Source organism: Aliikangiella litoralis (assembly GCF_052495765.1).
In genome coordinates this window covers 2350550-2364969 of the sequence record NZ_CP199292.1, presented here as the reverse complement: position 1 = coordinate 2364969, position 14420 = coordinate 2350550, and the positions used below count along the sequence as shown (strand labels likewise).

General features: G+C 36.7%; 14 protein-coding genes. 7 read left to right on the top strand and 7 right to left on the bottom strand.

Going from position 1 to position 14420, the window contains the following annotated elements:
• Positions 1-18: 18 nt before the first annotated feature.
• Positions 19-1194, bottom strand: a complete 1176-nt coding sequence (locus ACT5E3_RS09755) for a tryptophan--tRNA ligase (protein WP_444998116.1) — start codon at positions 1192-1194, stop codon at positions 19-21.
• Positions 1195-1557: 363 nt separating this feature from the next.
• On the opposite strand from ACT5E3_RS09755, the gene ACT5E3_RS09750 reads away from it, so the two are divergent.
• The 4 genes from ACT5E3_RS09750 to ACT5E3_RS09735 all read left to right on the top strand — a co-directional run bounded on the left by ACT5E3_RS09750 (position 1558) and on the right by ACT5E3_RS09735 (position 6554).
• Entirely contained in the window at positions 1558-3630 is a 2073-nt protein-coding gene (locus ACT5E3_RS09750) for a bifunctional 3-deoxy-7-phosphoheptulonate synthase/chorismate mutase (protein ID WP_444998115.1), read from the top strand.
• 88 nt (positions 3631-3718) lie between these two features.
• Complete coding sequence (locus ACT5E3_RS09745; RefSeq protein ID WP_444998114.1) at positions 3719-4237, top strand: RDD family protein; 519 nt, start codon at positions 3719-3721, stop codon at positions 4235-4237.
• Between the two features lie 32 nt (positions 4238-4269).
• Positions 4270-5058 (top strand): LOG family protein, encoded by a 789-nt coding sequence (locus tag ACT5E3_RS09740; RefSeq protein WP_444998113.1) that lies wholly within the window; start codon positions 4270-4272, stop codon positions 5056-5058.
• Positions 5059-5231: 173 nt separating this feature from the next.
• Positions 5232-6554: a M20/M25/M40 family metallo-hydrolase gene (locus tag ACT5E3_RS09735; protein ID WP_444998112.1), complete on the top strand. Its 1323-nt coding sequence runs from the start codon at positions 5232-5234 to the stop codon at positions 6552-6554.
• A gap of 93 nt (positions 6555-6647) precedes the next feature.
• Here the strand turns inward: ACT5E3_RS09735 and ACT5E3_RS09730 are convergent, their stop codons facing one another.
• The 6 genes from ACT5E3_RS09730 to ffh form a co-directional block, all read right to left on the bottom strand.
• Positions 6648-7655: a GlxA family transcriptional regulator gene (locus ACT5E3_RS09730; RefSeq protein ID WP_444998111.1), complete on the bottom strand. Its 1008-nt coding sequence runs from the start codon at positions 7653-7655 to the stop codon at positions 6648-6650.
• A gap of 420 nt (positions 7656-8075) precedes the next feature.
• Entirely contained in the window at positions 8076-8432 is a 357-nt protein-coding gene (gene rplS, locus ACT5E3_RS09725; RefSeq protein ID WP_444998110.1) for a 50S ribosomal protein L19, read from the bottom strand.
• The gene (gene trmD, locus ACT5E3_RS09720) at positions 8425-9207 is read right to left on the bottom strand and encodes a tRNA (guanosine(37)-N1)-methyltransferase TrmD (RefSeq protein WP_444998592.1); all 783 of its coding nucleotides are present in this window, start codon (positions 9205-9207) and stop codon (positions 8425-8427) included. The genes rplS and trmD overlap by 8 nt, the downstream gene beginning before the upstream one ends.
• Before the next feature lie 7 nt (positions 9208-9214).
• Complete coding sequence (rimM, locus tag ACT5E3_RS09715; protein ID WP_444998109.1) at positions 9215-9748, bottom strand: ribosome maturation factor RimM; 534 nt, start codon at positions 9746-9748, stop codon at positions 9215-9217.
• 18 nt (positions 9749-9766) lie between these two features.
• On the bottom strand, positions 9767-10012 hold the full coding sequence (gene rpsP, locus ACT5E3_RS09710; protein ID WP_444998108.1) for a 30S ribosomal protein S16: 246 nt from the start codon (positions 10010-10012) through the stop codon (positions 9767-9769).
• Between the two features lie 225 nt (positions 10013-10237).
• Complete coding sequence (gene ffh, locus ACT5E3_RS09705) at positions 10238-11620, bottom strand: signal recognition particle protein (RefSeq protein WP_444998107.1); 1383 nt, start codon at positions 11618-11620, stop codon at positions 10238-10240.
• A 201-nt stretch (positions 11621-11821) separates the two neighbouring features.
• Here ffh and ACT5E3_RS09700 point away from each other — a divergent pair, with 201 nt between their 5' ends.
• The 3 genes from ACT5E3_RS09700 (at position 11822) to ACT5E3_RS09690 (ending at position 14386) form a co-directional block, all read left to right on the top strand.
• On the top strand, positions 11822-12613 hold the full coding sequence (locus ACT5E3_RS09700; protein WP_444998106.1) for a cytochrome C assembly family protein: 792 nt from the start codon (positions 11822-11824) through the stop codon (positions 12611-12613).
• 30 nt (positions 12614-12643) lie between these two features.
• The gene (locus tag ACT5E3_RS09695) at positions 12644-13930 is read left to right on the top strand and encodes an HlyC/CorC family transporter (RefSeq protein ID WP_444998105.1); all 1287 of its coding nucleotides are present in this window, start codon (positions 12644-12646) and stop codon (positions 13928-13930) included.
• 183 nt (positions 13931-14113) lie between these two features.
• Positions 14114-14386, top strand: a complete 273-nt coding sequence (locus ACT5E3_RS09690) for a DUF6316 family protein (protein ID WP_444998104.1) — start codon at positions 14114-14116, stop codon at positions 14384-14386.
• Positions 14387-14420: the final 34 nt, after the last annotated feature.

Below are 14420 nucleotides of genomic sequence, written 5' to 3'. Positions count from 1 at the left end.
ACTACAGATGCTTATTTACTAGCGGTATGCTAACCCCATAACTTCACGTACATCTTCCATTGTTTCTTTAGCAATATCTCTTGCTTTTTCGGTACCCTCAGCAATAATGCCTCTGACTATATCAGGATTTTCCTCAAACTCTCTTGCTTTTTTCCGAAACTCGCCCGTTTCTTTAAGTACACAATCAATAACAGGTTGCTTACACTCTAAACAGCCAATTCCTGCTGTTTTGCAACCTTCAGTAACCCAAGACTTAACATCTTCAGGAGAATAAACCTCATGTAATTGCCAAACAGGGCAATTATCAGGGTTACCTGGATCAGTTAAACGAACACGAGCAGGATCGGTTTGCATTCGCTTAATTTTATTTTCTACAGACTCTGGTGACTCTCTCATCTCAATGGTATTACCATAAGACTTAGACATTTTATGTCCATCTAACCCTGGCATTTTAGATACAGGCGTTAATAATGCCTGTGGCTCAGGTAATATGATTTTACCACCGCCTTCAATATAGCCTATTAATCGCTCTTTATCGCCTAAAGAAACGGAAGCATTGCCATCGACCAATGCTTGAGCTTTTGCCAAAGACTCTTCATTACCTTCTTGAACATAATCTCTACGTAAATTTGTATACAACTTAGCGTTTTTCTTACCCAGTTTTTTAACGGCTGCTTCTGCTTTTTCTTCAAAGCCAGGCTCTTTACCATAAGTGTGATTAAAACGACGAGCAATCTCTCGAGACATTTCAACATGTGGAACTTGATCAATACCAACAGGCACTGCACCGGCCTTATAGACCAAAATATCTGCAGCTTGTAGTAATGGATAGCCTAAAAAGCCATAAGTAGCCAAATCTCGATCATTCAACTTCTCTTGTTGTTCTTTATAAGTTGGAACACGTTCAAGCCAACTCAAGGGCGTTAGCATTGATAGCAAGAGATGCAATTCAGCATGTTCAGGCACCTTAGACTGAATAAACATAGTCGCAGAACCAGGATTGATACCTGCAGCTAGCCAGTCAATAACCATCTCCCAAACAGAAGACTCGATAATCTCAGGGTTTTCATAATGAGTTGTTAATACATGCCAATCTGCGACAAAGAAAAAACACTCATACTCATGTTGTAATTTAGCCCAATTTTTTAAAACACCATGATAGTGCCCTAAATGAAGGCTCCCCGAGGGCCGCATCCCAGATAATACCCGTTGATTTTGAAGGCTTATACCACCCAAACCATTTCCCCAAACTGTAATAATATAAAGATAAGCCGAGCATTATACCCAAGCTTAAGCGAAATGGTTAACACTAAATTCACTCTCAGAGCAATCCGATGGATTAAAAATCCGCATCATAACTAAATGGCATTTGACCACGCAGACCTCAGGCGGGTATGTTTCGGCTTATGCAGAGAAGACAACACTCATTTTTTTACTTTTTTACTTTTATCCGACTCATTTTCGGGAGATCTGCTTGTTGGCTTTAACAAATTAAACAAAAAGAACCTCCCAACCGGGAGGTTTTTTTTTGCGCATTAAGATAAACTAGGAATTGATATGAATGACGAGCAACCATCGAATAATCAAAATACCCCTCTATCACTTGATGACATTAGGGTTAAGATCACTGACTTAGACAATAAACTATTAGAGCTATTTGCTTACAGACGAGAATTGAGCCGCTCAGTAGCCATTAACAAAGAGTCTGATCTAAGACCCATAAGAGATCAAGAAAGAGAACAACAACTCTTAGATATTTTAGTTGAGAAAGGTAGTTTATCAGGATTAGATTCTCATTATGTCACTCGATTATTCCATGCCATAATTGAAGACTCACTTGCCATTCAGCGTGATTATTTACAATCACAAAGTAACCCTCAGCTTAATTCGGATAAACTAAAAATCATATCCGTTTTAGGTGGTAAAGGTGCTTATTCCTATTTAGCCGCTTGCAAACACTTTAATAACAGCCATAACACTTATTTAGGATTTTCCAGCTTTGAGAAAGTACTCAAAAGTATAGAGGAAGGTAAAGCTGATTATGGTGTAATACCCATTGAAAATACGACATCAGGTGGAATTACAGAAGTCTATGATCTTTTGCTTGATTCTAGCCTAACTATTATCGGAGAGGAAAAATATCCAATCAACCATTGTCTTGTCACCAACAGCAATACCCAACTACGTGATATCAGCAAAATTCTGGCTCACCCTGAAGCAAGCCGCCAATGTAATAAAAATCTACCTAAATTGATATCAGCCCAAGTCAACCTCGTGTCAAGTACAGCAGAGGCTTTACAATTAGTAAAAGAAGATACAAATGGAAAGTTAGCTGCTATTGCGAGTAGAGAATCTGCCGAGCAGTTTGGCCTAGAAGTCTTACTAAGTAATATTGCAAATTTGAAGGAAAATACGACTCGCTTTCTGGTTGTTTCAAGAGATAGTCAACAAGTCTCGATGCAGGTTACCTGCAAAACTTCAGTCGCTTTATCAACTGGCCAAAAGCCAGGTTCATTAGCAGAAGTGTTGCTTGTTTTTCGTGATGCTAATTTACCTTTAAGCAAACTAGAGTCTCGCCCTATTGCAGGCAAGCCTTGGGAGCAAATGTTTTATATTGATTTTGAAGGGAATATTGCAAGTGATGTTGTTGCTCAAGCACTAGAAGAAATATCGAAACTCTGCCGCTTCTTGAAAGTACTCGGTAGTTACCCTACTGAAGATATTACAGCCACAAAAGTTTCAACCAGTGCATTAACAAAAGCCAAAGTAACTTCCAGCCAATCACAAGAAACTAAAATAGCTCCCCCTGCGGTTAAACCAGAAACCCAAGATAAGCCTCGTAAAAGCTATCATTTAGCAAGCCGTGAACACAAAGCTGAAGATACAATAATAGAAGTTAAAGGTGTCAAAATAGGCGGTAGCGGCTTTTCTGTACTAGCCGGCCCTTGCTCTGTCGAGTCACTTGACCAAATTATGACTTGTGCTAAACATGCTAATGAAACCGGTGTAGATGTTCTGCGTGGGGGATGTTTCAAGCCAAGGACTTCACCCTACAGTTTTCAAGGACTGGGGTTTGAAGCTCTGGACTACATGCAGCAAGCCGGAGAAAAATACGGCTTACCTATTATCACTGAAGTTATGAACACAGAAGATGTTAAAGCAGTAGCCCACCAGTCTGATATGCTACAGATTGGGGCTCGTAACATGCAAAACTTTTCACTACTTAAAGCGGTTGGTCAAGTGAATCGGCCCGTTATGCTAAAACGCGGCCTGATGGCATCAATAGAAGAGCTGCTGAATGCTGCTGAATATATACTCTCTCAAGGCAATATGCAGGTATTCTTGTGTGAGCGAGGTATTAGGACTTTTGAAACAGCAACCAGAAATACGCTAGATTTAAGTGCTGTGCCATTAATTAAACAGCTATCTCATCTTCCAATTATAGTCGATCCATCACACGCTGTTGGTAAACGAGAGCTAGTTATGCCTATGGTTAAAGCAGCTAAAGCGGTTGGAGCTCATGGTGTTATGGTTGAATTTCACCCAAACCCAGAAGAAGCCCTAAGTGATGGCCCGCAAGCATTGCATATTCCCGAATTTGCACAAATGATGCATGATCTATTCAAATAAGCAAAGCATAAAAAATAGCTTTATCTATTTGTATACCGCAGTCTATCAAGTTTGATAGACTGCGCTTTTACTTAACTTCACTTGACTGATGACATCAAAACAAAAATCAACCTTTCACACAAATATATCCCCCCCAAAGCTCGTAGTCACCTTAGCTCCTTTTGGTAAAAAGTTAATCGCATGGGTTTATGATCTATTAGGTGCACTTGCCGTTTTTATTTTAGCCTTAGTTGTTGGTTACATTGTGATTTATTTAGTGACATTACCTTGGTTTGATTCAGGAGAAACCCTATCTAAAAGTATTTACAATAACCCTTTATGGTTGATATATAATATTGCTTGTGTTCAATATTACTATGTTTGGTGCTGGGTTAAAGGCGGACAAACAATTGGAATGAAGACTTGGCATTTAAAGTTATGTAAACCCGACGGCAACAATTTAACTTGGAAAGAAGCTTACTTACGCTCTCTGTTTTCGCTAGGTGGTATTGCCATTATTTGGGGAATATTTGATAAAGAAAACCGTGGTTTTCATGATTTAATTTGTAATAGCCGAGTCGTTCAACTACCAAAAGATTTTAATAAAAACAAACAACCTCTTATATAAAAATTAATGAGTAACTTGGTGAAAAAAAGCCAATGAAAAAATTACCTAAAGAACAACTTAGTATTGAAGATGTTGAAAGAGCAAAAAGACTCTCAGAAGAGTGGTTAAATGTTGAAAAGGTATTAGATTCAGCAGGCATTCTAAGTACTATTGTTTTTTTTGGTAGTGCTCGAATAGAAGATAAAGACACAGCACAAAAAATATTAAACAATATTGAGCTAATATCAGCTAATCAAGCCAATAATATACCATTAACACAAAGCCAAAAAAGTGCACAGTTGACCTTAAGGCAAAGTTGTTATTATGAGCAGGCTAGAAAGTTAGCCAATAAAATAGCACAGCACCTCTATCAATGTAATAACCAAACCATAAAACTCATTACCGGAGGTGGTCCAGGAATTATGGAAGCGGCTAACCGAGGTGCAGCCGAAGTTGGGCAATCAAGTATTGGACTCAATATTGCGATCCCTAAAGAACAAATACCTAACCCCTATATCAGTGAAGAGTTATCATTTACATTCCATTATTTTTCAATGCGGAAAATGCATTTTTTAAAACGAGCTAAAGTGATTATTGTTTTTCCTGGTGGTTTTGGAACCCTTGATGAATTAATGGAAGTGCTCACATTAATTCAAACCAAAAAAATCCCTCCGATACCCATTATATTATATGGTAAAAATTTTTGGACAAAAGCTATAAACTTCAAATATTTAGCGGAGCAGGAGCTGATTGACTCAAGTGATCTCAACCTTTATCAACTCGTTAATGATATTGATGAAGCATTCAATTTGATTATAAACATCATTGAATGCAAAAATTGATACAATTTGTACTATTTTTAAGCTTGCAATCACTAAAAATTAGAGTATCTTGAATATTCTAACCAGTGAAACTAGCATATTACAAAGCTGTTTTTTAAAGCAGACTTTGTGAATATCAAAGACATGCTGTTTCCATAGTGCGATTAAAAATTAATATAGGTTTGAATAAGTTGATGCTCTCATTAAGAAAAATAAAACATGCAATTATTTTAACTATTTGTTGCTTTTCTATTACCAATATTACATCAGCTAATAATATTTCTCTTGAAGAATTAACTGAAGATGTTTCTTATTTGGCAAGTGACGAACTAAAAGGGAGAGGTACTTATACTCAAGAAATAGATCAAGCCGCCAACTATATTGCCAAACGTTTTTCTTCAATGGGTTTAGAACCTTTAGCTGGAGAAAACAGTTTTAAACAATCTTTCAATATTTATCAAATTAGTCCAGATTCATATCAATTATCTTTAAATGGTAAAAACATTTCATCACAAGATATTATGTTACTCACCAGTTATAAAGAGTTAAATTGGACTAAACAGTCTAAAGTAAAAATTCAACCGATTTTAAAAGAAGACGATTTCAGAAAAAAAATGAGAGAGGTTAATTCTCAAGGGGTAGATACTTTAGTGGTTGTTGATAGAGTTCACTCTGAAATATTTAATCGATATCGACAACACTTTATGAAAGGACTAACAAAATTTAAACCGAATGTTGGACCATCAGCAGTTGTTGCCTTAACTGATAATTTAAAAATAACTCAGTTTAAAAGTAAAATGTCATCAAAAGTTATTTCGCAAAGGCTAACAAATGTGATAGGTGTATTACCAGGAAAAAAACTAAAACAAGAAAACGTTTTATTTTCTGCGCATTATGATCATATTGGAAACAATCCTAAGCTAGAAAAAGATACTATTTATAATGGTGCCGATGATGACGCTTCGGGCACAGCGGCTGTCATAAACATAGCTAATTACTTTTCAAAAAAGAAAAATAATCAGAGAACTTTAGTATTTGCAGCATTTACTGCTGAAGAAATAGGAGGATATGGTTCTAAATACTTTTCAAAAAAAATAGATCCTAATAAAGTCATTGCTATGCTAAACATAGAAATGATAGGTAAACCATCTCGCTTTGGCTCCGGCCAATTATGGATGACAGGTTATGAGCGTTCTGATTTGGCCAACATTCTCAATAAGAACTTAACTAATGCAAAAATCCATCCTGATCCTTATCCAGAACAAAAACTTTTTTATCGTTCTGACAATGCAACTCTAGCTAGATTAGGAGTACCTGCACATAGTTTTTCTAGCTCACAAATCGATAAAGACCAGCACTATCATAAACCAAGTGATGATATAAAAAGCCTCGATCTAAAATCAATGACACAAGTCGTCCAAACTTTAGTTGAAGCAAGTGAAACACTTGTTAATGGAACAGACACACCGAGCAGACTAGACACAACAAAAATAAAAGGGCAAGGCAAAATATTTTAATTTTTCAATTTATTATTCACTATTCAACTTGCTGCTAGCCATATAGCTAGCGGCAAACTATAAACTCTAAATCTAATCAACTTTTCTCAAACATTAATTTGCATTTGATACACTTAAAGAAAATTTCACACGATAAGCTTTAGGCGTTAACGCTGTATATTTTTGAAATACTTTTCTAAATGCTCCCATATCTTCATAACCTACTTTTTCGAGTATTTGTTCTAATTTCAAATTGGTTGTTTCTAAATACCTTTTTGCAGCTTCAACTCTTAACCTTTGTAAATAGGTGACAGGCGTTTCTCCAACCGCTTTTTTAAATCGTCTAATAAAATTTCTTTTACTCATTGCGCTTTTATTTGACATATCTTCCAAAGTAATAGGATTAGCCAAATTGCTTTGCAACCAATCCTGACACTTTGCAATAACATCATCTTTACTCCTGACATTATCGACCAAAGTCATGAAAGGTATTTGCGATGAACGATTATGATCAATCAATAAAATTTTTGATGCTAAATTTGCGATATGCTTACCTACTAACCGTTCAATCACTCTAAGGCATAAGTTAAGATAAGAGGTTGTTGAGCCAGCACTTAAAATATTATTGTGCTCTACAACTAATTCATCCATTGATAAATGAGCTTTTGGAAAACTAGTGACAAACTGTTTTTGTAACCACCAGCTTGTAGTAGCATATGCATTATCCAACAAACCACAATCTCCTAAAATAAAAGTACCTGTACAACTCCCACCAATCATTGTGCCTCTTTGATGTAAACGCAGTATATCTTTGTAATTTTCTCTCTGCTTGATAACAAATTCATCGAGCCCTCGTTTATTGATAGATTGATGATAATAAGAAGGAACTAACAAAAAATCACAATACTCTATTTTCGATAATGATGTGTCAGGATTAATTACGGCACCAGAAGAAGTTTTCACAGGTTCAATATTCTTTGAAACAACTCGAATATGAAATAGTGGTGCTGCATCTGGTTCTAAGTGACTCCATATCTGATTTGCAATATTAAAAACGTCTATAGGCCCAATAACACTAGTTCCTACACAATTATCACTCACTAATATAGCAACTTCTTTCATTCATTAATCACCGTTCCATTGCACACTTGTCAATATTAGCACTTTTTTAGTCAATATTGCCAATATTAAAGTTTCAATAAACCTCATACCATAAGCATCTACTCGCAATAATATAAAAGGTAGTCGTTATGAAATTTAAAACTCACCTGGCACTTATAGTCTGCCTCATAAAATCTATCGCACTTCTATATATTAATTTTACGACTGAATTAGGCTTAATCATTCATCTAGTAATTATCCCTGTATTACTGTTGGAGTCGCTGGCTATGGCAGGTTTTTTTGTCGAGTTTTCGGTTCAACCAGAAAGTGCTAACAGGGTAAAACTGAGTATTTCAAGCAGCAATGATTACTCATAAGAATTTATTTCATTCAATAAAAAAGCGCCTTAGAGGCGCTTTTTTATTCAAATAAGTGTCTAACTTATTTTTTTACATCAAGTTTTTCTTTGATTCTAGCAGACTTACCACTACGCTCACGTAAATAATAAAGTTTAGCTTGACGTACGTCACCACGACGCTTAACAGTAATACTGTCAACCATAGGGCTATAAGTTTGGAAAACACGTTCTACACCTTCACCATAAGAAATTTTTCTTACTGTAAAAGCAGAGTTTAAACCTCTGTTCTTTACACCAAGAACAACTCCTTCAAATGCCTGAAGACGTTCACGCTCACCTTCTTTAACTTTCACTTGAACAACGACAGTATCACCTGGTGCAAATTCAGGGATTTCTTTACTCATTTGTTCCTGTTCCAGTTGATCAATTATTTTACTCATTGTCCACTCCTGGGTTTCTTAAATCTAACGAATCGGTATCATTCAAAGCCTGTTGACTTTGAAACTCCTCAAGCAAAATTTGCTCTTTCTGGGTTAATTCTCTATTTTCTAACAAGTCAGGTCTCTTTAACCAAGTTCGCCCTAACCTTTGCTGTAACCGCCAACGTTCTATTAGCTGATGATTACCACTCAATAATACTTCAGGTACTTTTGCTTCAGCATACACCTCGGGCCTTGTATAGTGAGGATGATCTAATAAACCATCAACAAACGAGTCTTGCGTTGCAGACTCACTATGTCCAAGAACTTCAGGTAACAAACGTGTTACAGAGTCAATCACTGCCATTGCAGCTAGCTCTCCACCACTTAAAACAATATCACCTAATGATAACTCCATATCAACATGTTGATTTAATAAACGCTCATCAATACCTTCATATCGACCAGCAACTAAAATCAAATGTTTCTCCTGACTTAATTGACTCACTATTGTGTGATCAATTCTTCTTCCTTGAGGAGATAAATAAACAACTCTACCTGTCATACTAGCTTTTGCTGACTCTATTGCCTTTTCTAAAGGCTCTACTTTCATCAACATTCCAGGCCCACCACCGTATGGTCTGTCATCAACAGTACGGTGACGATCAGTTGTAAAGTCTCTAGGGTTGATTAAATCAACCTCAACTTTACCACTTTTAATTGCTCTACCAACGACACCTTGCTCAGTAACCGCTGCAAACATTTCAGGAAAAAGGCTTATCGCCGAAAACCTGATTAATGACTCAGATATATTCATCATCCCAGTCAACTTGGATCCTTTTGTTATCAAGATCGACGCTCTTCACTACATCGTCCATTAAATAAGGGATCATTATTTCTTTCATTTTTCGCTTTTTTGCTTTTTCTGGTGTTAAATGAACCACCATTACATCATTAGCACCAGTTTCAATTAGGTGTGATATAGAACCTAAGGTACCTTCCTGGTTAATAACCTCAAGACCTTCAAGATCACGCCAATAAAAATCGTTAGCACCTAATTTTTTTAACTGACTTTGCTCAATAGCAATTTCATTACCAATCATTGCCTCAGCAAGATTGCGATCATTAATTCCATCTATTTGAGCAACAATAGTTTTTCCTTGGGCTCTTCCATTAACCAGACGAAACTCTTTCCATTCTTTCCCTTGGCGAATAAACCAAGGGTTATATTGCACTATATTGATACGAGGTTCTGTATGTGAAAAAACTTTCACCCAGCCTTTAACCCCATAGACACCAGTTATTTTACCAATAACAACCGGAGATTCTTTCATCATAAATATAGGGTAATAAAACTAAGCTGCTTTGTTATCTTTACAAAGTTTTTTAACTCTATCACTTAATTGTGCGCCTTGACCGATCCAATATTCGACTCTTTCGTTATCAACACGAATTCGCTCTTCTTGGCCCGTTGCAACGGGGTTAAAAAAGCCAACACGCTCAATAAAACGGCCGTCTCGGGCATTACGCTTATCAGTAACAACCATGTGATAAAATGGGCGTTTTTTTGAACCGCCACGAGCTAAACGTATGGTTACCATGCGTTAATATTCCTCTAAATTCTTAACTATTTTCCAGAGAAATAACCAGTTTAACCCAGTTAAAATTTCCCCAGACCACAAAGGACGCGCATTTTATCCTTAAACACTGCTTTTGGGAACCCTTTTCGAACTTAAAGTTGCCTATTTATGACACTTTTGTTGGTTTTCCCCATATATTTAGTGCTAAATGCTCAAATTTCCCTTCTTAACCCTCTTATTTATAAGTTACCTTCCCATTGGAGGCATTCCACCACCGCCACCAGGAGGCATCATTCCTTGCAAACCGCGCATCATTTTCATCATGCCGCCTTTCCCTTTCATTTTCTTCATCATTTTTTGCATTTGTTTAAATTGTTTTAATAAGCGGTTAACCGCTTGAATATCAGTACCAGAACCATTTGCAATACGTTTTTTACGTGATCCCTTAATCATATCTGGAGCAGCTCTCTCTTTAAGAGTCATAGAATTAATTATGGCTTCCATATGCAATGTAGATTTATCATTCATTTGATCTTTAGCCGCTTGAGGAAGATTACCTACACCAGGCAATTTATCGAGCATGCTACTCATCCCTCCCATACTTTTCATTTGTACCAGCTGTTCTCTGAAGTCTTCAAGGTCAAAGCCTTTTCCTTTAATAACCTTTTTGGCTAACTTCTCAGCTTTATCTTTATCAACTTTGCGCTCAACTTCCTCAATCAAAGAAAGCATATCGCCCATGCCTAATATTCTAGAAGCAATTCTTTCAGGATGAAATGGCTCAAGAGCGTCTAATTTCTCTCCCATACCGATAAATTTAATGGGTTTGCCCGTAATTTGTCTTATAGACAAAGCAGCACCACCACGAGCATCACCGTCAGCTTTAGTTAAGATGACACCTGTTAAAGGTAATGCTTCATCAAATGCTTTGGCTGTATTAGCAGCATCCTGCCCCGTCATACTATCAACAACAAAAAGTGTCTCAGCTGGTTTAACCGCAGCATGTAACGCTTTTATTTCGGCCATCATCTCTTCATCAACAGCCAAACGTCCTGCAGTATCTAAAATCAAAACATCTGCAAATTCCTTCTTTGCCTGTGCAATCGCAGATTTCGCGATATCGATAGGTTTTTGTTCTATATTACTAGGGAAAAACTGTGCACCAACTTCAGCAGCAACTTTTTCTAATTGTTGAATCGCTGCGGGGCGATAAACATCAGCACTCACCACCATCACTGACTTTTTTTCACGCTCTATTAAATAGCGGGCTAATTTAGCTGTTGAAGTTGTTTTACCTGCCCCTTGTAAACCTGCCATTAATACTACTGCTGGCGGTGTTGCTTTTAATTCAAGTGTTTCATTAGCCTCCCCCATAGCTTTGACTAATTCATCATTAACCACTTTAATAAATGCTTGCCCAGGCGTTAAGCTAGATTTAACCTCTTTACCTAGTGCTCGATATTTTATTTTGGTCACAAACTCTTTAACCACAGGCAATGCGACATCAGCTTCTAATAATGCCATGCGAACTTCTCTAAGAGTCGCTTTAATATTGTCTTCGGTAATTCGACCTTTACCACTAACTTTCTTAAGCACCCGGTTAAGGCGATCACTTAAATTATCAAACATTAGATATTCCTAATTAATTGCTAAAAATCACACTTTTCTAGTGCCAGCTATTATAGCCAGATTATTATCCATCACAAGCACTGTTAAACTATTCAAATTTTGAGCTATATCATGACAGCAATAAGCAAACTCTCTAATAATAGTTTACAGCTAACCTTCTCTATCAGATAATGAGCGTAACTTTATAAACGGAATAATCAATTGCTTTTAGTCATTCTTGAGTCGATAAGCGTCGCTTTATATACGGGGCTGTTTATTTATACTTGGAAGCGTTTATCTCAAGGTCAAGAACTCAACAAGGTATCAATAACTGCGTTTGTTTTCGCAGTACTTTGCCATGGCTATTTATCTTATGCGTTGATTGATGGTGGCAATGGCCAAAATCTAGCCCTTTTTAATATTTTCTGCATGACAACTTGGCTAGCGATGTGCATGGTTGGCTGGAATTTAATGCGGCATCAAGCCTACTCGCTTTTATTGATATCACTACCTATTGCAGCAATAAGCATTGTTGAAGCTTCTCTCTTTAAAAGTTTGAGTCCAATTCAATTAAATGGTAAGCCACTGAATTTGTTGCATATACTCACGGGCATTGCAGCCATGAGCATTCTGTTGCTAGCGGCACTTCAATCGGCTCTAGTACTTTACTTAGATAAAGGACTACGTAAACACCCTGCCAATATTCACCGTTGGCTAGGCTCCTTACAAGAAATGGAACGATATCTTATTCAGTTGCTAACAATCGGATTTATACTGATGAGCTTTTCTCTTCTATTAGTTGTACTATTGCCAGCAGAACAGAAGTCAAACCAGGTACTACATAAGATTATCCTAACCATCGCCTCCTGGGTGGTTTTAGCGATATTAATGTTTGGCCGATATGTACAAGGCTGGCGAGGTGTTTTTGCAGCAAAGTGGAGCCTACTTGGTATATTTTTACTCCTATTAGGCTATTTTGGTAGTAAGCTCGTTATTGAGTTTTTATTAAACTAGTTTTTATCAAACATTAAAGAGCCTCCCAAATTGGAAGAAATATCAACAACAACGTTAACAATAATATTAGTTGTGCTAATTATATGTTCTGGCTTTTTCTCTAGCTCAGAAACAGGAATGATGTCGCTAAACCGTTATCGACTAAAACATTCAGCCAAAAAGAAAATACGTGGCGCAATTTTAACTCAAAAATTACTTTCACGACCCGATCGCCTGATAGGACTTATTCTTATCGGTAATAACTTTGTCAATATATTAGCCGCCTCAATTGCAACTATCATCTGCGTGAGAGTATGGGGAGATGCTGGTTTTATAATCAATACCGTTGGGCTAACATTTATTGTGCTGGTATTTGCTGAAGTCACCCCTAAAACTTTAGCTGCATTACATCCCGAAAAAATAGCATTTCCGGCCTCTTATGTATTAATGCCTCTATATAAACTATGTTTTCCGCTAGTTATTGGGTTAAGTGCGATTACCAATACGCTGCTTAAATTGCTGGGAGTAAAAATTGACCAAGAAAATGGAGATAGCCTAGACTCTGATGAATTAAAAATTATCGTTAATGAAGCCGGGGCTCTTATCCCAAAACGCCACCAAAAAATGTTGTTAAGTATTTTAGATCTTGAGCAAGTTACCGTTGAAGATATTATGGTACCCAGAAACGAAATAACAGGAATTAACATAGAACAGCCTATCGATGAAATTATTAACCAAATAAAACACTCGGTTCATACCAGACAACCTGTTTACCGTGATGAGATAGATAATGTTGAAGGCTTCCTTAATGCCAGACAAATAGTAAAGCTATTGACCTACGATGAAGAGAACTTTACTAAAGAAGCCATTCTCAATGCGATTACTCCAGTTTACTTTATTCCAGAAGGTACTCCGCTTAATACACAACTACTTAATTTTCAAAGAAAAAAATTAAGAATCGGATTAGTTGTCGATGAATATGGAGATATTCTTGGTTTAGCTACCATAGAAGATATTCTAGAAGAAATTGTTGGTGAGTTCACAACAGATTTTTCAGACTCTAGTAAAGATATCCAAAAAGAAAGTGATGGCAGTATCATTATTGATGGTAGTGCAACCATTAGAGAAATTAATCGCTCATTAAAATGGCAGTTACCGACTGATGGCCCAAAAACCTTAAATGGTTTAATACTAGAGTACATTGAAGCAATCCCTCAGCCGGGTACGGGAATGCGTCTTGCGGGTTACCCAATGGAAATACTACAAGTAAAATCCAACATGGTTAAAAGCATTCGAGTTTGGCCGGCTTTATACCAGCAGCTAGCAGAAAATGAATAGTTATTTACACTAATAAGTAAGGCCACTTTAATCCACTAACTCCTAGTAAATGCCCTTTTAACTAAAAATATCTACTAATCATATAATAATTATGAGAGTTTTGTTTCGCCAGCTAACTTTTAATGCTATTGTCATATTAGTAACTTGTTTAAATTTTATTAATTTGGAATCAAGGAGGATCAAATGCCCTCACCAACTTCACCTTATATACAAAGATATGGCGAGACCTTGCCTGAATTTAACCGTTCTGGACGTTTTTTTTGTGAATCTGGTAATTGGTACTTTAAAACACGTGAGGGAATTAACTACGGCCCTTATACCAGTAAAACAGAGTGCAAATATGCTTATCAAGAATTTATCGATATTGTTAACAATCACAATGACTTAGGTGGTATCGAAGTAGAGTATGACGACTCAGAGAAAAACTGGACCATGCCCAAGATTAACTTTAATTAAAAAAGCGCATAAAGCGCTTTTTTAATTAATTCAA

Excerpts from the sequence above, each read along its gene's own strand:
- rimM (WP_444998109.1), bottom strand. The coding sequence starts at position 9,748 with ATGATGAAAGAATCTCCGGTTGTTATTGGTAAAATAACTGGTGTCTAT.
- ACT5E3_RS09740 (WP_444998113.1), top strand. The coding sequence starts at position 4,270 with ATGAAAAAATTACCTAAAGAACAACTTAGTATTGAAGATGTTGAAAGA.
- rpsP (WP_444998108.1), bottom strand. The coding sequence starts at position 10,012 with ATGGTAACCATACGTTTAGCTCGTGGCGGTTCAAAAAAACGCCCATTT.
- ACT5E3_RS09690 (WP_444998104.1), top strand. The coding sequence starts at position 14,114 with ATGCCCTCACCAACTTCACCTTATATACAAAGATATGGCGAGACCTTG.
- ACT5E3_RS09745 (WP_444998114.1), top strand. The coding sequence starts at position 3,719 with ATGACATCAAAACAAAAATCAACCTTTCACACAAATATATCCCCCCCA.
- ACT5E3_RS09730 (WP_444998111.1), bottom strand. The coding sequence starts at position 7,655 with ATGAAAGAAGTTGCTATATTAGTGAGTGATAATTGTGTAGGAACTAGT.
- ACT5E3_RS09735 (WP_444998112.1), top strand. The coding sequence starts at position 5,232 with ATGCTCTCATTAAGAAAAATAAAACATGCAATTATTTTAACTATTTGT.
- ffh (WP_444998107.1), bottom strand. The coding sequence starts at position 11,620 with ATGTTTGATAATTTAAGTGATCGCCTTAACCGGGTGCTTAAGAAAGTT.
- ACT5E3_RS09755 (WP_444998116.1), bottom strand. The coding sequence starts at position 1,194 with ATGCGGCCCTCGGGGAGCCTTCATTTAGGGCACTATCATGGTGTTTTA.
- ACT5E3_RS09750 (WP_444998115.1), top strand. The coding sequence starts at position 1,558 with ATGAATGACGAGCAACCATCGAATAATCAAAATACCCCTCTATCACTT.
- rplS (WP_444998110.1), bottom strand. The coding sequence starts at position 8,432 with ATGAGTAAAATAATTGATCAACTGGAACAGGAACAAATGAGTAAAGAA.